The sequence below is a fragment of the Candidatus Sphingomonas colombiensis genome (genome assembly GCA_029202845.1).
GTDB lineage: Bacteria > Pseudomonadota > Alphaproteobacteria > Sphingomonadales > Sphingomonadaceae > Sphingomonas > Sphingomonas colombiensis.
Genome location: CP119315.1, coordinates 2,120,050 through 2,141,123 on the forward strand (window position 1 = coordinate 2,120,050; position 21,074 = coordinate 2,141,123).

At 65.2% G+C, this 21,074-nt stretch carries 21 protein-coding genes and 2 pseudogenes; 15 read left to right on the forward strand and 8 right to left on the reverse strand.

What is annotated here, in order from left to right; translation table 11 throughout:
• Position 1 precedes the first annotated feature (1 nt).
• Positions 2-1,324 carry an MFS transporter gene (locus tag P0Y64_10230; protein ID WEK41787.1) on the reverse strand — a complete coding sequence of 441 codons (1,323 nt, stop codon included), beginning with the start codon at positions 1,322-1,324 and terminating at the stop codon, positions 2-4.
• A 124-nt stretch (positions 1,325-1,448) separates the two neighbouring features.
• Here P0Y64_10230 and cyoA point away from each other — a divergent pair.
• The 8 genes and pseudogenes from cyoA (at position 1,449) to P0Y64_10270 (ending at position 9,063) form a co-directional block, all read left to right on the forward strand.
• Positions 1,449-2,496 (forward strand): annotated as a pseudogene (cyoA, locus tag P0Y64_10235) (ubiquinol oxidase subunit II).
• A 4-nt stretch (positions 2,497-2,500) separates the two neighbouring features.
• Positions 2,501-4,507: pseudogene (gene cyoB, locus P0Y64_10240) on the forward strand (cytochrome o ubiquinol oxidase subunit I).
• 3 nt (positions 4,508-4,510) lie between these two features.
• Complete coding sequence (cyoC, locus tag P0Y64_10245) at positions 4,511-5,140, forward strand: cytochrome o ubiquinol oxidase subunit III (GenBank protein ID WEK41788.1); 630 nt, start codon at positions 4,511-4,513, stop codon at positions 5,138-5,140.
• A complete protein-coding gene (gene cyoD / locus P0Y64_10250; protein WEK41789.1) occupies positions 5,137-5,532 on the forward strand; it encodes a cytochrome o ubiquinol oxidase subunit IV in 396 nt (131 codons plus the stop codon). Before cyoC ends, cyoD begins: the two co-directional genes overlap by 4 nt.
• 79 nt (positions 5,533-5,611) lie before the next feature.
• Entirely contained in the window at positions 5,612-6,280 is a 669-nt protein-coding gene (locus P0Y64_10255; protein WEK41790.1) for an SURF1 family protein, read from the forward strand.
• Positions 6,277-7,614 carry an ATP-binding protein gene (locus tag P0Y64_10260; GenBank protein ID WEK41791.1) on the forward strand — a complete coding sequence of 446 codons (1,338 nt, stop codon included), beginning with the start codon at positions 6,277-6,279 and terminating at the stop codon, positions 7,612-7,614. The genes P0Y64_10255 and P0Y64_10260 overlap by 4 nt, the downstream gene beginning before the upstream one ends.
• Complete coding sequence (locus P0Y64_10265) at positions 7,611-8,141, forward strand: response regulator transcription factor (GenBank protein ID WEK41792.1); 531 nt, start codon at positions 7,611-7,613, stop codon at positions 8,139-8,141. The genes P0Y64_10260 and P0Y64_10265 overlap by 4 nt, the downstream gene beginning before the upstream one ends.
• Positions 8,142-8,262: 121 nt before the next feature.
• Complete coding sequence (locus P0Y64_10270) at positions 8,263-9,063, forward strand: hypothetical protein (GenBank protein WEK41793.1); 801 nt, start codon at positions 8,263-8,265, stop codon at positions 9,061-9,063.
• Between the two features lie 137 nt (positions 9,064-9,200).
• Here P0Y64_10270 and P0Y64_10275 read toward each other — a convergent pair whose 3' ends face one another.
• From P0Y64_10275 to P0Y64_10290, 4 genes are all read right to left on the reverse strand, one after another.
• A complete protein-coding gene (locus P0Y64_10275) occupies positions 9,201-10,385 on the reverse strand; it encodes an acyl-CoA dehydrogenase (protein ID WEK41794.1) in 1,185 nt (394 codons plus the stop codon).
• 123 nt (positions 10,386-10,508) lie between these two features.
• Positions 10,509-11,033: an FxDxF family PEP-CTERM protein gene (locus P0Y64_10280; GenBank protein WEK41795.1), complete on the reverse strand. Its 525-nt coding sequence runs from the start codon at positions 11,031-11,033 to the stop codon at positions 10,509-10,511.
• Between the two features lie 105 nt (positions 11,034-11,138).
• The gene (locus P0Y64_10285) at positions 11,139-11,489 is read right to left on the reverse strand and encodes a DUF6285 domain-containing protein (protein ID WEK41796.1); all 351 of its coding nucleotides are present in this window, start codon (positions 11,487-11,489) and stop codon (positions 11,139-11,141) included.
• A complete protein-coding gene (locus tag P0Y64_10290; GenBank protein ID WEK41797.1) occupies positions 11,486-12,454 on the reverse strand; it encodes a phosphotransferase family protein in 969 nt (322 codons plus the stop codon). Before P0Y64_10290 ends, P0Y64_10285 begins: the two co-directional genes overlap by 4 nt.
• Before the next feature lie 111 nt (positions 12,455-12,565).
• On the opposite strand from P0Y64_10290, the gene P0Y64_10295 reads away from it, so the two are divergent.
• The gene (locus P0Y64_10295; GenBank protein ID WEK41798.1) at positions 12,566-13,936 is read left to right on the forward strand and encodes an acyl-CoA dehydrogenase family protein; all 1,371 of its coding nucleotides are present in this window, start codon (positions 12,566-12,568) and stop codon (positions 13,934-13,936) included.
• 178 nt (positions 13,937-14,114) lie between these two features.
• Entirely contained in the window at positions 14,115-15,110 is a 996-nt protein-coding gene (locus tag P0Y64_10300) for a nitronate monooxygenase family protein (protein ID WEK41799.1), read from the forward strand.
• Positions 15,111-15,161: 51 nt separating this feature from the next.
• Here the strand turns inward: P0Y64_10300 and P0Y64_10305 are convergent, their stop codons facing one another.
• Entirely contained in the window at positions 15,162-15,611 is a 450-nt protein-coding gene (locus P0Y64_10305; GenBank protein WEK41800.1) for a tRNA (cytidine(34)-2'-O)-methyltransferase, read from the reverse strand.
• 204 nt (positions 15,612-15,815) lie between these two features.
• Here P0Y64_10305 and petA point away from each other — a divergent pair, with 204 nt between their 5' ends.
• From petA to P0Y64_10330, 5 genes are all read left to right on the forward strand, one after another.
• The gene (gene petA, locus P0Y64_10310; protein WEK41801.1) at positions 15,816-16,400 is read left to right on the forward strand and encodes a ubiquinol-cytochrome c reductase iron-sulfur subunit; all 585 of its coding nucleotides are present in this window, start codon (positions 15,816-15,818) and stop codon (positions 16,398-16,400) included.
• A gap of 11 nt (positions 16,401-16,411) precedes the next feature.
• The gene (locus P0Y64_10315; GenBank protein ID WEK41802.1) at positions 16,412-17,698 is read left to right on the forward strand and encodes a cytochrome b N-terminal domain-containing protein; all 1,287 of its coding nucleotides are present in this window, start codon (positions 16,412-16,414) and stop codon (positions 17,696-17,698) included.
• A gap of 24 nt (positions 17,699-17,722) precedes the next feature.
• Positions 17,723-18,565 (forward strand): cytochrome c1, encoded by an 843-nt coding sequence (locus P0Y64_10320; GenBank protein WEK41803.1) that lies wholly within the window; start codon positions 17,723-17,725, stop codon positions 18,563-18,565.
• A 116-nt stretch (positions 18,566-18,681) separates the two neighbouring features.
• Entirely contained in the window at positions 18,682-19,218 is a 537-nt protein-coding gene (locus tag P0Y64_10325; GenBank protein WEK41804.1) for an adenine phosphoribosyltransferase, read from the forward strand.
• Between the two features lie 362 nt (positions 19,219-19,580).
• Positions 19,581-19,994: a hypothetical protein gene (locus P0Y64_10330; protein ID WEK41805.1), complete on the forward strand. Its 414-nt coding sequence runs from the start codon at positions 19,581-19,583 to the stop codon at positions 19,992-19,994.
• A gap of 12 nt (positions 19,995-20,006) precedes the next feature.
• On the opposite strand, the gene P0Y64_10335 is transcribed toward P0Y64_10330, so the two are convergent.
• Complete coding sequence (locus P0Y64_10335) at positions 20,007-20,603, reverse strand: nucleotidyltransferase family protein (GenBank protein WEK41806.1); 597 nt, start codon at positions 20,601-20,603, stop codon at positions 20,007-20,009.
• The gene (locus P0Y64_10340; GenBank protein ID WEK41807.1) at positions 20,600-21,061 is read right to left on the reverse strand and encodes a MaoC family dehydratase; all 462 of its coding nucleotides are present in this window, start codon (positions 21,059-21,061) and stop codon (positions 20,600-20,602) included. The genes P0Y64_10335 and P0Y64_10340 overlap by 4 nt, the downstream gene beginning before the upstream one ends.
• Between the last annotated feature and the right edge of the window lie 13 nt (positions 21,062-21,074).

Here is a 21,074-nt window from a genome sequence, read left to right on the forward strand (position 1 = left end):
ATCAGTCGAGCCGGCGGGCCAGTTCGCTGTTGAGCGCCAGCGCGACGAGCGTGCCGATCGCGCCCGAGAGCAGATAGCCACCCGCCGCGAGCAGCCCGAAATCCTTCGCCAGCAGCAGCGCCGCGAGCGGCGCGAGGCCGGCGCCGAACAGCCAGGCGAGATCGGAGGTAAGCGCCGCGCCGGTATAGCGCGCGCGCTTCGGGAAGTTGCTGGTCACCGCGCCGGACGACTGGCCGAACGACAGGCCGAGCAGGATGAAGCCCAGCACCATGAACGCCGCCTCGCCCACGCCGCCCGCGTCGAGCAGCTGCGGCGCGAAGCCGGAGAACACCGCGATCGCAGCGGCGGTATAGCCGAGCAGCGAGCGCCGCCCGATCCGGTCCGCCAGCGCGCCAGAGGCGACGATCGCCGCGACGCCGAACGCCGCGCCGACCATCTCGATCACCAGAAAGCGCGTGATGCTCTCCTGCGTGAACAGCGCGACCCACGACAGCGGGAACACGGTGACCATGTGGAACAAGGCGAAGCTCGCCAGCGGGGCGAAGGCGCCGATGATGATGTTGCGCCACTGCGCCTTAACCGTCGCGATGACGGGGGAGGGGGTCAGCTCGCGCGATTTGAACATCTCGGTGAATTCCGGCGTCACCACCATGCGCAGGCGGGCGAACAGCGCCACGACGTTGATCGCAAAGGCGACGAAGAACGGATAGCGCCAGCCCCAGCTCATGAAATCGGCGAAGCTCATCGTGCCGATGGAGAAGGCGAACAGCCCGCTCGCCACGATCAGGCCGAGCGGCGCGCCAAGCTGCGGCACCATCGCATACCAGCCGCGGCGACTCGCCGGCGCGTTGAGCGCGAGCAGCGAGGCCAGCCCGTCCCACGCCCCGCCCAGCGCGATGCCCTGCCCGATGCGCAGCGCCGCGAGGATCACCGCCGAAGCGATGCCGATCGAGGCGTAGCCCGGCAGGAAGCCCAGCGACACGGTCGACGTGCCGAGCAGGAACAAGGCGATGGTCAGCTTCGTTCCGCGACCATGGCGACGGTCGATCGCCATGAAGATCTGCGTCCCGATCGGCCGAGCCAGAAAGGCCAGCGGGAACAGTGCGAACGAGTAAAGCGTACCCGTCACGCGATCGACGAACGGGAAGATCAGCTCGGGAAAGACGAGCACCGAGGCGATCGCGTAAACGAAGAAGTCGAAGAACTCGGAGGTGCGGCCGATGATCACCCCGATAGCGATCTCGCCGGGACGGACGGGGCTACCGCCATGGAGCGCGTTCGGGTCGCGCCCCAGGGGTTCGGAATTAGCAATCGCTTCGGCCATCTGGCATAAACTCTCGAATGAAAATCACGCTCCCTTAGGCTCGCCATTTCGAGCCGGGGATAGGACAAATTGTCCTATTTCGCAGTTGCACAATTCGATCTAGCCGGTGATCATCATGCACAAAATGGCTCGAAACTGGAAGTGGCCCCGCGCATTGCTCGCCACGCCGCTCGTCGCGGCGCTCGGCGGGTGCGACATGGTGGTCATGAATCCGTCCGGCGACGTCGCGCGTCAGCAGGCCGACCTGATCCTCTGGTCGACCGGGTTGATGTTGCTGATCATCATTCCGGTGATGGTCGCTGATCGTGCTTTTCGCCTGGCGTTATCGCGAGTCGAATCGCGACGCCGAATATCAGCCCGACTGGGATCACTCGACGGCGCTGGAGCTGGTCATCTGGTCCGCGCCGCTGCTGATCGTCATCGCGCTGGGCGCGTTGACCTGGGTCGCGACTCACACGCTCGATCCCTATCGCCCGCTCGATCGCATCGCGGCGGGGCAGCCGGTGCCGGCGAACCAGAAGCCGCTGGAAGTGCAGATCGTCTCGCTCGACTGGAAATGGCTGTTCATCTATCCTGAACAGGGCATCGCCACGATCAACGAGCTGGTCGTGCCGGTCGATCGGCAGGTGCGTTTCCGCATGACCTCGGCGGGCGTGATGAACACCTTCTACGTGCCGGCGATGGCGGGCATGGTCTATACGATGGCGGGGATGGAGACGAAGCTCCACGCCGTGCTCAACAAGCCGGGCAATTACACCGGCATGTCCGCCAATTACAGCGGCGCTGGCTTCTCCGGCATGGGCTTCCGCACGCATGCGGTGGACGATGCGGCCTTCGCGCAATGGGTGGACAAAGCCAAGGCGAGCGGCGGCGCGCGGCTCGATGCCGCGAACTACCTGAAGCTCGAACAGCCGAGCGAGCGCGTGCCGGTGACCTATTTCAGCGGCGTCGAGCGCGGGCTGTTCGATCGCGCGGTGAACATGTGCGTCAAGCCGGGAACCACCTGCATGAGCGAATCGATGCACGGCCATATGCCGGCGCAGCCGACCCCCGCCATGGTTCCCGCGGCCGCCACACCGACGCCCGCTCTGGCGCCGGCCGCCGACGCCGCGCCGCAATCGCACCAATCACATCGGTCGCACGGCGCCCACGCGCCGGCGACGGGGGCTTGAGGCCATGTCCGACTCCTTGACCAAATTCATTTTCGGCCGGCTCACGCTGGAATCGATTCCCTATCACGAGCCGATCCTGGTCGGCACGTTCGCGATGGTCGTCGCTCGGCGGCATCGCGCTGGTCGGCGCGCTGAGCTACTTCAAGCTGTGGGGCTACCTCTGGCAGCGAGTGGTTCACCACCGTCGATCACAAGCGCATCGGCATCATGTACATGGTGCTGGGCATCGTCATGCTGCTGCGCGGCTTCGCCGACGCGATCATGATGCGCATCGCAGCAGGCGATCGCCTTCAACGGCAGCGAGGGCTATCTCACCGCGCACCATTACGATCAGGTGTTCACCGCGCACGGCGTGATCATGATCTTCTTCGTGGCCATGCCGCTGGTGACGGGCCTGATGAACTATATCGTCCCGCTGCAGATCGGCGCGCGCGACGTGTCCTTCCCGTTCCTCAACAACTTCAGCTTCTGGATGACGACCGCCGGCGCGGTCTGGTCATGATGGTCGCTGTTCATCGGCGAATTCGCGCGCACCGGCTGGCTGGCTATCCGCCGCTTTCGGGACTGACTACAGTCCGGACGTCGGGGTCGATTATTACATATGGGCGCTGCAGGTGGCCGGTGTCGGCACGCTGTTGTCCGGCGTCAACCTGATCGCGACCATCGTGAAGCTGCGTGCGCCCGGCATGACGATGATGAAGATGCCGGTCTTCACCTGGTCGGCGCTCGTGCACCAACGTGCTGATCGTCGCCGCTTTCCCGGTGCTGACCGCCGTGCTCGCGCTGCTCGCCTCGACCGCTTCGCTCGGCACGCATTTCTTCACGAACGACGCTGGGCGGCAACCCGATGATGTACGTGAACATGATCTGGATCTGGGGCCACCCGGAGGTTTACATCCTCGATCCTGCCCGCGTTCGGCGTGTTCAGCGAGGTCGTCTCGACCTTCACGCGGCAAGCGGCTCTTCGGCTATACGTCGATGGTCTATGCGCTGATCGTCATCTGCATCCTGTCCTATCTCGTGTGGCTGCATCACTTCTTCACGATGGGATCGGGCGCGACCGTCAACAGCTTCTTCGGCATCACGACGATGATCATCTCGATCCCGACGGGCGCGAAGATCTTCAACTGGCTGTTCACGATGTACAAGGGCCGCATCCGCTTACGAGCTGCCCATGATGTGGGCGATCGCCTTCATGCTGACGTTCGTGATCGGCGGCATGACCGGCGTGCTGCTCGCCGTGCCCCCGGCCGATTTCGTGCTGCACAACTCGCTGTTCCTGGTCGCGCACTTCCATAACGTGATCATCGGCGGCGTGGTGTTCGGGATGTTCGCCGGCATCAATTACTGGTGGCCCAAGGCATTCGGCTTCAAGCTCGACCGCAAATGGGGTCTGGTGAGCTTCTGGAGCTGGGTGATCGGCTTCTGGGTGGCGTTCACCCCGCTCTATGTGCTGGGCCTGATGGGCATCACCCGCCGGCTGCGCACGTTCGACGATCCGAGCCTGCAGATCTGGTTCATCATCGCCGGGATCGGCGCCGCGATCATCGCGGTGGGCATCGCCGCCTTCCTCGTCCAGATCTACGTCAGCATCCGCAACCGCGAGGCGCTGAAGGACGTGACGGGCGATCCGTGGAACGGCCGTTCGCTGGAATGGTCCACCTCGTCGCCGCCGCCGGAATATAATTTCGCGTTCACGCCGGTGATCCACGATCTCGACGCATGGGCCGATATGAAAGCACGCAAGGCGTTCGCGCCGGAGCAGGGCTGGATGGACATCCATATGCCGCGCAACACCGGCGCTGGGATCATCCTCGCCGGCCTGTCGATGGCCGTCGGCTTCGGCATGATCTGGCACATGTGGTGGATGGCCGTGCTGGGGATGCTGGGGGTGATCGGCTATGCGATCTTCCACAGCTTCAATTACGATCGCGATTTCAACATTCCGGCCGCCGAAGTGGCCGAAACGGAAACCGCGCGCCTGAAGGCGCTGGCGGCGACGGGGGCCTGAACCATGGCGCAACGCAACCTGACCGCCGCCGACGGAACGCCCGTCTATTGGGAAACGACGCCGCATCATGAGGAGAGCGGGTCCAGCACGATGCTGGGCTTCTGGATCTACATCATGAGCGACTGCCTCATTTTCGCGATGCTGTTCGCGTCATGGGGCGTCTATGGCCGCAATTTCGCGGGCGGCCCCACCTCGCACGAACTGTTCGATCTGAAACTGGTGGCGCTCAACACCGCGCTGCTGCTGTTCTCGTCGATCACTTACGGTTTCGCGATGATCGCGGCGCATGCGAAGCGCAAACAGGCGACACTCGGCTGGCTGGCGGTGACACTGTTGTTCGGCCTGGGCTTCCTCGCGATCGAATTATACGAATTCTCGCACTTCATCCACGAAGGCGCGGGCCCGTCGCGTTCGGCGTTCCTCTCCAGCTTCTTCACGCTGGTCGGCACCCACGGGCTGCACGTCACCTTCGGCTCGATCTGGTTGGTCGTGCTGATGGTGCAGGTGTCGCGCAAGGGGCTGCTGACCGCCAATGTGCGGCGGCTGGAATGCCTGTCGCTGTTCTGGCACTTCCTCGACGTCGTGTGGATCGGCGTCTTCACCTTCGTCTATCTGCTGGGGTCGATGGCATGAGCGCGCATCAACACGAAACCGACGATCATGGCGCCGGCGGCGCGGCGCATGGCACGCGGCGCGATTATATCACCGGCTTCCTGCTTTCGGTGGTGCTCACCGCCGTGCCGTTCGCGCTGGTGATGAGCGGCGTGATCGCGGACAAGACGATCACCGCCGGGATCATCATGGCGTTCGCGGTGGTGCAGATCGTCGTCCACATGATCTACTTCCTCCACATGAACGGCCGCTCGGAAAACGGCTGGACGCTGATGGCGCTGATCTTCACGATCATCATCATCGTGATCGCGCTGGCGGGTTCCTTGTGGGTGATGATCAACATGAACTATCACATGATGCCGCCGATGCCGGAGGTGCATAGCGTGCATACGATGGACATGGGCGGGATGTGAGCAGGGCCACGCCCGACACCTTTCCCCGGCCCGCTTCGCCCCATCGGCGAGGCGGGCCGTTGCCGTTTGGCGGCAACGCATGAAGTCGATCGCGGCGCGGCTGCTGACGATCGCGGCGATCCTGGGCTTTCTTGCGCTCGGCGTGTGGCAGGTCGAGCGGTTGCAGTGGAAGCGTGAACTGATCCGGCAGGTGGAGGCGAAGCTCGCCGCAGCGCCGGTGCCCGCGCCACCCGCCACTTATCGCGCAGGCAAGGCGGATACCTACACCCGCGTCGTGGCGCGTGGACAATGGCTGCCCGGCCATGACGCCTATGTGCAGGCGGTGACCGCGCTGGGCGGCGGTTATTGGGTGATGACCCCGCTCGATACGCCGCATGGCCGGATCATCATCAATCGCGGTTTCGTGCCCAACGACATGCGCGGCCGCGCACCCGCGGCGAGCGGCGCGGCGAGCGTCACCGGGCTGCTGCGGCTGAACGAGCCGGGCGGCGGCTTCCTGCGCGCCAATGATCCGGCCGCCGATCGCTGGTATTCGCGCGACGTCACCGCGATCGCGGCGGCGCGCGGGCTCGGCCCGGTCGCGCCGTGGTTCATCGACGCGGGCGCGAATGGCGACGCATGGCCGCGCGGCGGGCTGACCATCGTCACCTTCCGTAACAGCCATCTGAGCTATGCGCTGACCTGGTTCGCGATGGCCGCGCTGCTCGCCGTGCTGGCGTGGCGCGCGTGGCGCAAGGGGGCCGGGTGACCGCCATTCCGCGCCCGGACGATGCCGCGCGGCGCAACCTGCTGCTGCTGATCCTGCTGCGCTGGCTGGCGGTGGGCGGGCAGCTGGTGACGATCCTGGTGGTCGAATTCGGCATGGGCATCCGCCTGCCGCTCGCGCCGATGCTGACGACGATCGGCGGGCTGGTGGTGCTGAACCTCGTCCAGCTCGCCACCGCGCGCTTCCCCGTCACCAATGCCGAACTGCTCGGCGCGCTGCTGATCGACGTCACCGCGCTCAGCGTGCAGCTCGCGCTGTCCGGCGGCGCGACCAATCCGTTCATCACCCTGTTCCTGTTGCAGGTGGTGCTGGGGGCGGTGCTGCTCGAAACATGGTCCAGCTGGCTGCTGGTCGCGGTGACGAGCGGGGCGTTCGCGCTGCTCGCGGCTGTCCACCGCCCGCTGCCGCTGCCCGCCGGCTTCGCCAGCCGGTTGTCGGTGCCCTATATGGTGGGGAGCTGGCTCACCTTCACGATGGCGGCGGTGCTGCTCGTCATGTTCGTGACGCGCAGCGCGCGCAACCTGCGCCAGCGCGACGCGCACCTTGCGGCGATGCGTCAGCGCGCGGCGGAACAGGAACAGATCGTGCGGATGGGATTGCTGGCGAGCGGCGCGGCGCACGAACTGGGCACCCCCTTGTCGACGCTGTCGGTGACATTGGGTGACTGGCGGCGCGAGGCGGATGTACGCGCCTATCCCCGGCTCGCCGCTGAGATTGCCGATCTGGAAACCGAGGTGGCGCGCTGCAAGGAGATCCTCGCCGGCATCCTGTTCGCCGCCGGCGAGGTGACGGGGGAGGCACCCGCGCGCACCACGCTGCGCCGCTTCGTCGGGCGGATTATCGCGCGCTGGGGCGGGGCGGTGACGCTCGACGATTGCCTGTGGCGCGATCCGCCGATCGTTGCCGATCGCGCGCTGGCGCAAACGCTCGTCAACCTGTTCGACAATGCGATCGAGGCCGGCGCGACCGCCATCACGCTGACGCTCGCGCTCGATGACAATGAGGATGGCGACGAGGAGATCGTGATCGCGGTGCGCGATGACGGACGCGGCTTCCCGCCCGATTTCCTCGACAGCATCGGCCGCCCGTATCAGAGCACCAAGGAGCGGCGCGGCGCCGGGCTGGGGCTGTTCCTCGCCACCAATGTGCTGCGCACGCTGGGCGGATCGCTGATGGCGAGCAACGACGCACATCGCGGCGCGATCGTCACGCTCCGGCTGCCGCTCGCCGCGCTCGCGCTGGAAGAGGCACCCGTGGAAAATGTCGCGCGGGGCGAATGGGGCCGGGATGAATGGGCCGAGGGGGATTGGAAATGAGCGTCGGCCGGTTGCTGATCGTCGAGGATGACGCGATGTTCGCCCGCACGCTCGGGCGCTCGTTCGAGCGGCGCGGCTATCAGGTCGAGGTGCTGAACGGCCCCGATGCGGTGGAGGAAGTCGCGCGGCGCTTCGCCCCCGATCATGCGGTGATCGATCTGCGGCTCGGCGGCGGCGCTTCCGGGCTGACCTGCGTTAAGATGCTCCATGCGATCGATCCGGCGATGCGCATCGTGGTGCTGACCGGCTTCGCCAGCATCGCCACCGCGGTTGAGGCGATCAAGCTCGGCGCGACCAATTACCTCACCAAGCCCGCCAATACCGACGATATCGAGGCCGCCTTCGCACGGGTGGACGGCGATCCCGGCGCCGACATCGCCACCCGCGCGACGAGCATCAAGACGCTGGAATGGGAACATATCCATCAGACGCTGGTGGATACGGATTTCAACATATCGGAGGCCGCACGCCGCTTGGGGCTGCACCGGCGGACGCTCGCGCGGAAGCTGGAGAAGCGGCATATCTGAGGCGGGAGGGGTGGCGGGGCGCGCGCCATTTGTCGCCGTCCGTTGGTGAAGTTGGCTTGCTCGAAATCGGTCGATCGTTCAACTTCATCTTGTTCGGGCGCGGTTCTGGGGGTGAGAAGCGGTGGGCAAGTGGTTCGGCGGTATAGTCACTGCGCTGGTCATCCTGGCGATGACATCAGCGTTGGGCGCGTGGTTGAAGGCGCCGATCGACGATTGGGTGAGTCGGGATCGCCTGCAGGCTGAGGTTCAACTCGCTCCATGGTATGCGCGTCCAGCTGTACCGGCCCAGTCGAAACAGGCGTCCGCTTCCGACGATGCGCTGAATAATGCGCTGGCGAAGCTCCGCGTTGACGCGGACAGCTCGGATTACGGCATCGCTCGCGTCACTGTTACTAACGATAGCAGCAATCCGGTTACCAATATAAACTTCCGACTCATGCCGCCGCTATCCGCGCAAGACGCCTTGATTATTGATGCCGCCGGTAAGACGAGCAGTCTGCACGATGTGAACAGAATCATGCTTCCAGATATGAAGCCCGGCGACAAGGCGCTCGTCTATCTTTGGGGTAATTACAGCTCCTATCTCTTTCCGGAGCGATTCCGCACCTATTCGTCCGCCGGCCGTTTCCGCGTGAACTATGATTGGCCCACGGCGCAAGATCGAGCTTACGAAAGCGGCATAGGCCGCTTCCTCGACGACTACGCGGTGTCATTCGTATGGGTGAGTAGTGGAGCACTCACATTGCTCTTCGGCTTGATGGCCGCCGTATACAATGGCTATTATAAGCTTCTGCTGAAGGACGAAGGGCATTATAACGCAGAGCGAACTCGCTACCTTGCGGACCCGGAGAAATTTGAACCTAAATCGACGGTTTCGGTTGCGCTGGAGCTGTCAGCCCAGCAGCCCGTATCCGCCCCGTAGATGGCAGCTCTCACTAATCAGATTCCCGAAAAGCGGCACGTCGACTAACCACCACTAACGGGCGTTCACGCCTTCGAGCAGCGGGTGCGGCCCGGTGACCTTCGGCACGCGGCCGAGGCTCACCGGGCGGGCGTCTGTCAGAAGGCGGCGATTCCGGTGATCGCGCGGCCGAGGATGAGCGCGTGGACGTCGTGCGCGCCTTCATAGGTATTGACGGTTTCGAGGTTCATCAGGTGGCGCATCACCTGATATTCGCCGGAAATGCCGTTGCCGCCGTGCATGTCGCGCGCTTGCCGCGCGATATCGAGCGCCTTGCCGACATTGTTGCGCTTGACGATCGAGATCATCTCGGGCGCGAATTTGCCCTCGTCCATCAGCCGGCCGACGCGCAATGAGGCTTGCAGGCCGAGCGCGATCTCGGTCTCCATGTCGGCGAGCTTCTTCTGATAAAGCTGGTTGGCGGCGAGCGGGCGGCCGAACTGGTGACGATCGAGCCCATATTGCCGCGCGGCGTGGAAGCAAAATTCCGCTGCGCCGAGCGATCCCCACGAAATGCCGTAGCGCGCGCGGTTGAGGCAGCCGAATGGCCCCTTTAGCCCCTGCACCTCAGGGAGCAGCGCATCCTCGCCGACCTCCACATCATCCATCATCACCATGCCGGTGATCGACGCGCGCAAGGAGAGCTTGCCCTCGATCTTCGGCGCGGAGAGGCCCTTCATGCCTTTTTCGAGGACGAAGCCGCGGATGCCGCCGCCATGCGCATCGGATTTGGCCCAGATCACGAACACGTCCGCGATCGGCGCGTTCGAAATCCACGTCTTGCTGCCGGAAATGCGATAGCCGCCGTCGGTCTTCACCGCGCGGGTCTTCATGCCGCCGGGGTCCGATCCCGCGTCCGGCTCGGTCAGGCCGAAGCAGCCGATCCATTCGCCGCTGGCGAGCTTCGGCAGATATTTCCGGCGCTGCTCTTCCGATCCGTAAGCGTAGATCGGGTACATCACGAGGCTCGACTGGACGCTCATCATCGAGCGATAGCCCGAGTCGATCCGCTCCACCTCGCGCGCGACGAGGCCGTAGGCGACGTATGACGCGCCGACCCCGCCATATTCTTCCGGCACGGTGGGGCCGAGCAGGCCCAATGCGCCCATCTCGCGGAAGATTTCCGGATCGGTGTGTTCGTTGGCGAAAGCATCGATGATGCGCGGGGCCAGCCGATCCTCGGCATAGGATCGCGCGGTATCGCGCACCATCCGCTCGTCATCGCTCAACTGATCGTCGAGCAAAAAGGGGTCCGCCCAATCGAACGCGCCCATGCCGGCCATCACCATCTCCTCACGTCTGCGTGTCGCTTCGCGGGAATGGCGATGATTGTCCAGAGGGCGCGGGCAGCAAAAAGGGCCGTCCGCCAACCGGCGAACGGCCCTTTTGCCAAACGATCCGGCCGATCAGGCGAAGCGGACGGTCGCCGTCGTGCGGCGGCGATGGCGCATCGCACCCGCGACGCCGCCCATGCCGAGGATCATCAGCGCCCAGGTCGCCGGTTCCGGCACCGCGCCGATCGCGCCGGCGGTGAAGGAGACGAACCCGCCGTAGCTCGAAAACGCCTGCGCGTTCTTGTAGCTGACCGACAGGGTCTGCAGCCCGGCGAGGACCGGCAGCGAGATCGTGCGATCCTCCAGGATGCCGGTGCTGTTGATGTCGAAATCGACGCCGTTCAGCGTGACCTTGGTGAAATCAAGGTTGGTGAGCGTGAGCTTCAGCCCGATCGAGCCGACGAAGCCGAACACATCACCGTCCGACGGCACGGTGAAGTTATAGACGTCGGTCCCCGAACGGTGCGGGTTCAGGTTTCCGAAGGCGCCGCTCAGCGTGCCGAGCACCGGAACCAGGTTGATCGTCGTTGCCGCCGAAGCCGGCGCTGCGACGAATGCCGCGGCGGCTGCCGTAGCGAAGAAAGCCATCGTCTTCATCATATCACTCCCCGAACTGTCGGGGCGGCGGATGCCGGGTTTCCTGCATTAATAAAAGATTAACGTGGCGTTGCAGTGTTCCAATTTGGAACGCGAGCGAAAGGCTCAGCCCAGCTCATGGGCGTAGCGCGGCTGATCGATTGCGAGCGTATCGAGCGCGCATGCCTTCATGTGCGCGATCAGCCGGGCATCGTCCGGCGCGATGTCGCCATGGCGGATCGCCTCCACCAGCAAGCGATCGAGCGCGTCACGGTCTCCGGTGTCGTCGCGCCCGAGCAGCGCGGCGATGCGGGTGGCGGCGCGGGCATCGGCGGACGCGCCGAGCGCCATGTCGCGCGCCGCGATCTCCAGCGCGTTGCGTGCGACGCGGAGCGTGAAACCGCTCGCGCTGCCGTCGACCGGGAGCCAGCCGGCGACGCCCGCTACCAATGCCTCTGCGGTGGGATGAGTGATCATGCGGCGCTCCGTTCGATGATGGCGACGATATCCGCCTCGGTTTCCGACAAGCGCCGCCCGATCACGGCGCGTTCCGGCCCGGCGGAGGTATCGGCGGCCCAGCGCGCGTGCATCATCGTGGTCATCACGCCCCATTTCAGGCTGCCGAGCATCTGCCAGAAATCGACACGCTCCTTCGCGATTCTCGTGCCGCCCGCCGCGACATAGCCATCGAGCAGATCATCGAGATCGCCGAACCCGCCGACGCGATGCTGCGGCCGGCCGAAACGCCAGCTGTTGGTGCAGATCCAGCCGATATCCTCCGCCGGATCGCCGATATGCGCCAGTTCCCAGTCGAGCACGGCGGCGAGCCCGGTTGCGGGATCGACCATCAGATTGCCGTTGCGGAAATCGCCGTGGACCAGCGTGAGATCGGTCGTCTCCGGCACGCGGCGCTCCAGCCAGCGGAACGCGGCCTCGATCGTCGGGCGGATCACGCCGGCTGTGCGCCAGGTTTCCTCATAATTGGCGAGTGTGGTGCGGATATCGAGCGCGGCCAGCTCGGCGACCGGCGGGGTGGCGTGGATACGCGCGAGCGCCGCGCCGCATTGCCGCGCCAGCGCGGGGCGAATCGCGTCGAACGCGGGATCGGTGGCGATGCGCTTGCCCAGCGTCTCGCCCGAGACGCGGCGCATGACATAAGCCTCGCCCAGCCCGTCCGCCTCCGTGCAGATATGCACCACCTCCGGCGCGGGCACGCCATGCGCGACGGCCGCCGCGATCAGCTCCGCCTCGATCCGGAGCGGCGGCTTGTTGCCGGGATGGGTGGCGAGGGGGGAATTGCCGCGACGCAGGATGAGCTGGGTCGATTCGCCGGATGCGGGAACCAGCGTGAACGCCCATGTCTCCATGCTCGCCCCGCCGGTGAGCAGCCCAAGATCGGCGATTCGCGCCTGTCCGCCCGCCATTGCCGGCGCAAGTGCCATAAGTCTTTCCGCAACGTCCGCCATATGCTTCCTTGTCATTTCAGGCTGGCCATTCATGCCGCGCTGCGTCAAATTGCATAGAACACTAAGGTTTGTTCGGAGAGGATCAATATGGATTTCGCACTGCCCCAGGATCTGATCGACTATCTGGCCGAACTGGATGCCTTCATCGAGGCGGAAATCAAGCCTTTGGAAGACGCGGACGATAATGTCCGCTTTTTCGATCACCGCCGCGAATGGGCGCGGACCGATTTCGAAAATGGCGGCCTGCCGCGCCACGAATGGGAAGAGCTGCTGCGCGAGGCGAAGCGCCGCGCCGACAAGGCGGGGCATCTGCGGTTCGCGCTGCTGCCCAAATTCGGCGGGAAGGGCGGATCCAACCTGTGGATGTGCGTGATCCGCGAATATCTCGCCTCAAAGGGGCTGGGGCTGCATAACGATCTGCAGAACGAGCATTCGATCGTCGCGAACAATCCCTTCGCCAAGATGTTCGACGATTTCGGCACCGACGAGCAGAAGGCCGAGTTCATCCCCGGCATGCTTGATGGCACCAAGCGCATCACCTTCGGCCTGACCGAGCCGGATCACGGATCGGACGCGACTCACATGGAAACGCGCGGCGTGCGGCAGGAGCGCGACGGCGTGTCCGGCTGGCTGCTCAACGGCGAGAAGATGTGGACGACGGGCATGCACGTCGCGACGCATTGCGCCCTGTTTGCGCGGACCAGCGGCGAGGATGGCGCGGCGCGCGGCATCAGCTGCTTCCTCGTGCCGTCCGATGCGCCGGGCGTGCAGATCGAGGAATATCTCTGGACCTTCAACATGCCGACGGATCACCCGCGCGTCAGCTTCAACGACGTGTGGGTGCCCGACAGCGCGATGTTCGGCCCCGCCGACACCGGCCTGCCGCTGGCGCAGAGCTTCGTCCATGAAAACCGCATCCGGCAGGCGGCCTCCAGCCTGGGCGCGGCGGTTTACTGCATCGAGGAAGCGGTGCGCTATGCCCGCCAACGCAAGCCGTTCGGCGAGGAACTGGCGCGCAATCAGGCGATCCAGTTCCCGCTGGTGGAACTCGCCACGCAGACCGAGATGCTGCGCCTGCTGATCCGCAAGACCGCGTGGGAAATGGATCAGATGCCGCACCCGGAGGTGGAGAAGCGCCTCTCCGACAAGGTCAGCATGTGCAATTACTGGGCGAACCGGCTGTGCTGCGAGGCGGCCGATCGCGCGATGCAGGTACATGGCGGCATCGGCTATTCGCGGCACAAGCCATTCGAGCACATCTATCGCCACCACCGCCGCTATCGCATCACCGAGGGCGCGGAGGAGATCCAGATGCGCAAGGTGGGTGCGTTCCTGTTCGGCTATCTCGGTCCGCGTCGGAAGGAATTCGCTGAGCTTGGCTGGGATGATGTGGATTACCGCACCGAGAGCCAGATTCGCCCGCGCAGCGGCTGGCAGGCGATCGGGACGCAGCGTTGAGCTGACTGTCGCCCCGGCATGAGGCCGGGGTGACGGCGCGCGGGGCGGCCGGCATCCGGCGGATGCCGGGCCGCCGCCGTCGCCGACGTGGGCGGCACGGGACTTGCGAGACGGCGCCGAATCGGCATAACAAGAGTTACGGAACACCGATGCCCGCAGGGCGGCGAGGGAGAGGGCTATGCTGAAGACACGGTTCACCGAGGCGTTCGGGATCGAATATCCGATCGCGCAGGGCGGGATGCAGTGGGTCGGCCGCGCGCCGCTGGTCGCCGCGGTCGCCAATGCCGGCGCATTGGGCTTCATCACCGCGCTCACCCAGCCGACGCCCGAGGCGCTGGCGAAGGAGATCGCGCGCTGCCGCGATCTGACCGACAAGCCGTTCGGCGTGAACCTGACGATCCTGCCGACGATCACGCCCCCGCCTTATGCCGAATATCGCCGCGCGATCATCGAGGGCGGGGTGAAGATCGTCGAGACCGCGGGTTATAAGCCGCAAGAGCATGTCGACGATTTCAAGGCGCACGGGATCAAGGTGATCCACAAATGCACCGCCGTCCGCCACGCGCTTTCCGCCGAGCGGATGGGGGTCGATGCGATCTCGATCGACGGTTTCGAATGCGCCGGCCATCCGGGCGAGGATGATATCCCCGGCTTGATCCTGATCCCGGCGGCCGCGAACAAGGTGAAGGTGCCGATGCTCGCGTCGGGCGGGTTCGGTGACGGTCGCGGGCTGGTCGCGGCGCTCGCGCTGGGCGCGGACGGCATTAACATGGGCACGCGCTTCTGCGTCACCAAAGAGGCCGAGATTCCCGAAAGCTTCAAGCAGCAGATGGTGGCGAACGACGAGCGCGCGACCGATCTGATCTTCCGCACGCTCCACAATACCGCGCGCGTAATGAAGAATGCGGTGAGCCAGGAGGTCGTCGCGATCGAGCGGCGCGGCGGCGCGAAGTTCGAGGACGTGCAGCACCTCGTCGCGGGCAAGCGCGGCGTCGCGGCGATGGAGAATGGCGATACCGATGGCGGCATCTGGTCCGCCGGCATGGTGCAGGGGCTGATCCATGACGTGCCGACCGTGAAGGAACTGGTCGATCGCATCGTCGCCGAGGCGGAGGAAATCATCGACGGCCGGCTCGCCGCGATGGTTCACCGCCATGCGGAAGCGGCGGCGTAAGCGCGTGATCCGCGCGGCTTTGACGCCGGGCGGGGGCGCTATCTCAGCGAATCAATCCGGCCAGCCGCCGGTCTGCCGCAATGCCTCGCCCAGCATGATCGCGGCGGATACCGCGATGTTGAGCGAGCGGAAGCCGGCGCGCATCGGCACCCGCACGCGCAGATCGGCGCGATCGTGAACCGCTGGCGGCACGCCAGCGCCCTCCGAGCCGAACAACAGGATGTCGTCGGCGCGGAAATTCGCCTGCGGCAGCGGAATCGCGCCGCTAGTGGTGGCAAGCACGATCCGCCCGCCGGCCTGCGCGATGAAGCTCGCCCAGTCGGCGTGGCGCGTCACATCGGCCGCGCCGGCATAGTCCATCCCGGCGCGGGCGAGCGCGCGATCGCTCCACGGAAAACCCATCGGCTCGATCAGATCGACTCCGGCGCCCATGCAGGCCGCGAGCCGCAGGATCGTGCCGACGTTGCCCGCGATATCGGGTTCATAGAGGGCGATGCGCATCGCCGCGTGATTAGCGCGCGCGGGTTTCCGGCGGAAGGGCGCGGTCGTTACGATGATGGATTAGCGCAAAATGCTGTTGGCAGCGGCGGGGGGCGCGGCTATCAGGCCCGAGCCTCCGTGGGGACGGTGGTCAAAAGGTGGGCGTGGGAGGATCGAGATCCGCTACGATGCGCCCGCCCGGCAGGAAGGGACAAGGGTTAGCGAATGGCGACGGTCGAAGACACGATTCCCCCGGGTGCGAACCCAGTCCGATATCTTGAGGAAGATCACGATCCCCGCCGCCGCGATTTCATCAATATCGCTGCCGTAGCGTGGGCCGGTGTCGGTGCGGGCGTCATCGTCCTGCCGCTGATCAACCAGATGAACCCGTCCGCGGACGTGCTCGCGCAGGCGACCACCGACGTCGATCTGTCGAAGATCGCGCCGGGGCAGGCGATCAAGACGATCTTCCGCAAGCAGCCGCTGTTCGTGCGCAACCTGACGCCGAAGGAAATCGCCGAAGCCGATGCGGTGCCGCTGAACACGCTGCGTGACCCGCAGACGCTGGAGCAGCGCACCAAGCCGGGCAAGAAGAACTGGCTGATCACGCTCGGCGTGTGCACCCATCTCGGCTGCGTGCCGCTGGGCGCCGGCGAGGGCGAGAATCGCGGGCCGTTCGGCGGTTATTTCTGCCCGTGCCACGGCTCGGCCTACGATACGGCCGCGCGCATCCGCCAGGGACCGGCGCCGCTCAACCTGCACGTTCCCGATTACACCTTCAAGTCTGACACGGCCGTCACGGTCGGTTGAGGTAGCGCAAGATGAGCTTTCCCTGGGCCAAACATTATGAGCCAAAGCAGCCGCTGATGCGGTGGCTGGACGAGAAGCTGCCTCTGCCGCGCCTCGTCTATAATTCGATCGGTGCCGGTTATCCGGTGCCGCGCAACCTCAACTACTGGTGGAATTTCGGCGTGCTCGCCGGGGTGGCGCTGGTGTGCCAGATCATCACCGGCGTCGTGCTGGCGATGCATTATGCGCCCAACGCGCTGGTCGCGTTCGGCTCGACCGAGCATATCATGCGTGACGTCAACGGCGGCTGGCTGCTGCGCTATGCGCACGCCAACGGCGCGTCGATGTTCCTGCTGGTCGTCTATGTCCATATCGCACGCGGGCTATATTACGGCTCGTACAAGGCGCCGCGCGAGATGGTGTGGCTGCTGGGCGTCGTGATCTTCCTGCTGATGATGGCCACCGCCTTCATGGGCTATGTGCTGCCATGGGGCCAGATGAGCTTCTGGGGGGCGCAGGTTATCACCGGCTTCTTCTCGGCGATACCAGGCGTCGGCGAAACGATCCGCATCTGGCTGCTGGGCGGTTTCGCGCCCGACAATGCCGCGCTGAACCGTTTCTTCTCGCTCCATTATCTGCTGCCGTTCGTGATCGCGGGCGTCATCATCCTGCACATCTGGGCGCTGCACATTCCGGGCTCGAACAACCCGACCGGCGTGGACGTGAAGGGCGAGCAGGATACGGTGCCGTTCCACCCGTATTACACCGCCAAGGATGGCGTCGGCGTCGGCGTGTTCTTCCTGGTGTTCGCGGTGCTGGTGTTCTTCGCGCCGAACCTGCTTGGCCACCCGGACAATTATATCGAGGCGAACCCGCTTTCGACCCCCGCGCACATCGTGCCCGAATGGTATTTCCTGCCGTTCTACGCGATCCTGAAGAGCTTCACCGCGGATCTGATCCTGCCGGCGAAGCTGTGGGGCGTGCTCGCGATGTTCGGCTCGATCCTGCTGCTGTTCTTCCTGCCGTGGCTGGATTCGTCGCCGGTGCGTTCGGCCAGCTATCGTCCGAAGTATCGCTGGTTCCTCGGCGTGCTGCTCGTGGACGTGCTGGTGCTCGGCTATGTCGGCGGGGCGGAACCGATCGCGCGCAACGTGATCATGGGGCAGATCGCGTCGGCTTATTACTTCGCGCACTTCCTGATCATCCTGCCGATGGTCGCGCGTTCGGAGCGGCCGCGCCCGCTGCCCAATTCGATCACCGAAGCAGTGCTGGCAAAGCACGGCGAAACACAGCCGGCCCAACCGGCGCTGGCACACTGAGCCGAACAGGGGACTGACAAGACAATGGTTCGTACCATCGCACTCCTGATCGGCGCGGCGTTCCTGACGGCGCTCGGTTTCGCGCTGTTCGGCACGGTGAAAACCACGATCACCGATCCGACGCCCGAATCCGCCGAGCACGTCTTCCGCGTCGAGCCGGAAAATATCGGGCTGAAGTCCGCCGGCCTGTTCGGCAAGTTCGATCAGCAGCAGGTTCAGCGTGGCTTCCAGGTTTACAAGGAAGTCTGCGCGGCTTGCCATTCGCTGAAATACGTCCACTTCCGCGATCTCGCCAAGCTCGGCTATTCCGAAGCGCAGGTGAAGGCGATCGCGCAGGGCTGGGTGATCGAGCAGCCGAGCATCAACCCGGATACGGGCGAGGCGGCAACGCGCAAGAACGTGCCGGCCGATCCGTTCCCGTCGCCGTTCGCCAACGAGGTCGCCGCGCGCGCCGCGAACAACAACGCGCTGCCGCCTGATCTCTCGCTGATGGCCAAGGCGCGTGAGAATGGCTCCAACTACGTCCACGCGTTGTTGATGGGCTATCGCGATCAGCCGGCCGAGCTGGTGAAGGAATTCCCGGGCTCGGTGACGCCGAAGGGGCTGCACTATAACCCGGTGTTCGCGAACCTGAACATCGCGATGCCGCCGCCGCTGACCGCCGACGGTCAGGTCACCTATGCCGATGGCACCAAGGCGACCAAGGATCAGATGGCGCGCGACGTCGCCGCCTTCCTGACCTGGACGGCCGAGCCGAACCTGGAATCGCGCCACGGCGCGGGGCTGGCGACGGTGCTGTTCCTCGCGATCTTCTGCTTCCTCGCCTGGGGCGCGTATCAGAACGTGTGGCGCGACCTTAAGCATTGAGGATTGGCCGCTCCTTCACCGCGTGAAGGGTGCGGGTAGATGAAACGGCGGCCGTGGTGCGAACCCCGGCCGCCGTTTTGCGTTTGGATAGCGCGAGCGCAGTCGCGCGGATGGAGATGCCGGTGAATGACGATCTGAAGGCGCTGATCCGCACCATCCCGGATTTCCCCAAACCGGGGATCGCGTTTCGCGACATCACCACCTTGCTCCTGTCGCCGGCCGGGCTCGCCGCGAGCGTCGAGCGGATGGTAGCGGCGACCGACGGGCCGATCGATCTCGTCGCCGGGATCGAGGCGCGCGGCTTCCTGTTCGCGGCCGCGCTGGCGGTGCCGCTGAGGGCCGGGGTGCTGCTGATCCGCAAGGACGGCAAGCTGCCGGGCGCGACGATCGCGGAGGATTATGCGCTTGAATATGGCAGCGACCGTATCGCGATGCACGCCGATGCGCTGGCGCCCGGCGCACGCGTGCTGCTGGTCGATGATCTGATCGCCACTGGCGGCACCGCGCGTGCCGCGATCCGCCTGCTGCGCAAGGCTGGCGCGGTGGTGACGCAGGCGCAATTCCTGATCGACCTCCCCGATCTGGGTGGCGCGGCCGCGCTGGCGACGGATGGCATCAAGGTCGATGCGCTGGTGGCGTTTCCGGGGCATTGACGCGCCGCCCGCCGGGCGGCGCGGAGGCATCATCGCTCGATCGCGCCGGATCGAGAGCGCGGCGGTGACCGCAGCGGACAGGATCGAGGAGCGGCTCGTCCACATGCCTTCCAGTAACAGTCGAGCCGCGTGCGCCGATAGTGGCGCAAGGAGGCGGCCGGCATCGTAGCGGGCAATGTATCGCGCGCCGGGCACGCTTGATCCTGAACGGTGGAGAACAGGCCAGTTCAGCGGCGCTTCACACCCCCCGTCACATAATGACCACAGTTGGTTTCGCAGGCGGAGGAACATTCGTCGGCGTTCCATTATTGGATTGGCCGCTGATGCTGTGCGTGGATCGCCCGGCTTGTGGGAGAAAGACAATGGATCGGAAACGCATCATGCTTGTGGCGCTGATTGGCGCGGCAGGGATCGGCGTGTCGGGCTGCGTCGACGATTATGGCTATGGCGGCATGTCGGTCGGCTATGGGGCGCCGGGCTATTACGACGGCTATGGCGGCTACGGCTACGGCGACGGTTATTGGGGCTGGTACGGCGACTATTACTATCCCGGTACCGGCGTGTACGTTTATGATCGCGGGCGTCGGCCATATCGGTGGAACGGCGATCAGCAGCGTTACTGGCAGGGCCGGGGCGACAGCTATTGGCATGGCCGCCCGGGCGGCAACGGTCAGGCGGCAAGGCCCAATCCGCGCGCGAACTGGCATGATTTCCGTCGCGGGCCGAATGGCGGCAATCATGGCGGCAGGCCGGGCGGCGGGCGGCCCCCGCGCTGATATCCGCTTTAGCTAGACGCCCGAGAACGGCGGATCTGATTGGATGGCGCGGAGCAACGGATAACGCGCCATCCAATTCTTGTCCGTGATCCGCTTGTCGAAAATCGCACGCTTCCGTGCGACGAAAGTTTCCGTCGGGACGAGGCGCAGGAGGTAGAGATCCTCCAGCCCGAAAGGCGCATTCACCTCGATCACGCCATCGGCCGCCAGCCGAATCGCCACGGCGGTCGCGGTCTCGGGCCAGAAGCGCATCGCATCGCGGACCGATCGGTAAGGCCGATCGCCATTACGCACATGCATTCTCGCCTGATTCCTGACCGACCAATCGAGTTCGGGAGCGGCGATGCGCAGCCGGCGCTCCAGTGCCGCATCATTATCGTGGGCGAGGTTGCCGCGATCGAAGTACAGCACATCGACATCGCCGTGCGGCATCGCGGGCGGACGCCCGTGGAGGTGATCCCACACCGCATCGCGCACGAAGCCCGCGCCGATCCAGCAATCCGCCAAACCAAGCGACCCGACGATCGCCAGCGCCGCCATGCGCCGATCGTCCGCCGCGATCAGCGCAACGAGATCCGCCTCGCGCGACACGCCGCCGCGTCCCGTCACGCCGTTGCGGTCGCCCCCGATCGAGTGCGGATCAGGCCGTTCGAGATCATCGTCATGACCGGTACGTCATGCTGGTTGAACACCGTCATGCGGCTCTTGAAGATGCCCATTTCCGGGCGGCTGGCGGACTGGCGCTTCTCGATCACCTCGGTCTCGCAACGCAGGGTATCGCCGGGGAAAACCGGCGTGAGCCAGCGCAATTCGTCAATACCGGGGGAGCCGAGCCCGGCCTGTTGATTGTGCTTCAGATTTTCGACGATCATCGACATCACCATCGCGCAGGTGTGCCAGCCGCTCGCCGAAAGCCGCCCGAAAAAGGTCTGGGCGGCGGCTTCGTCGGAAAGGTGGAAGGGCTGGGGATCATATTTGCCCGCGAACTCGATCACTTCCTCACGCGTCACCTGATAGGCGCCGAAGCTGGCCTTCGTGCCGACCGCGATATCCTCGAAATATTGCATCCTGACCCTTTCG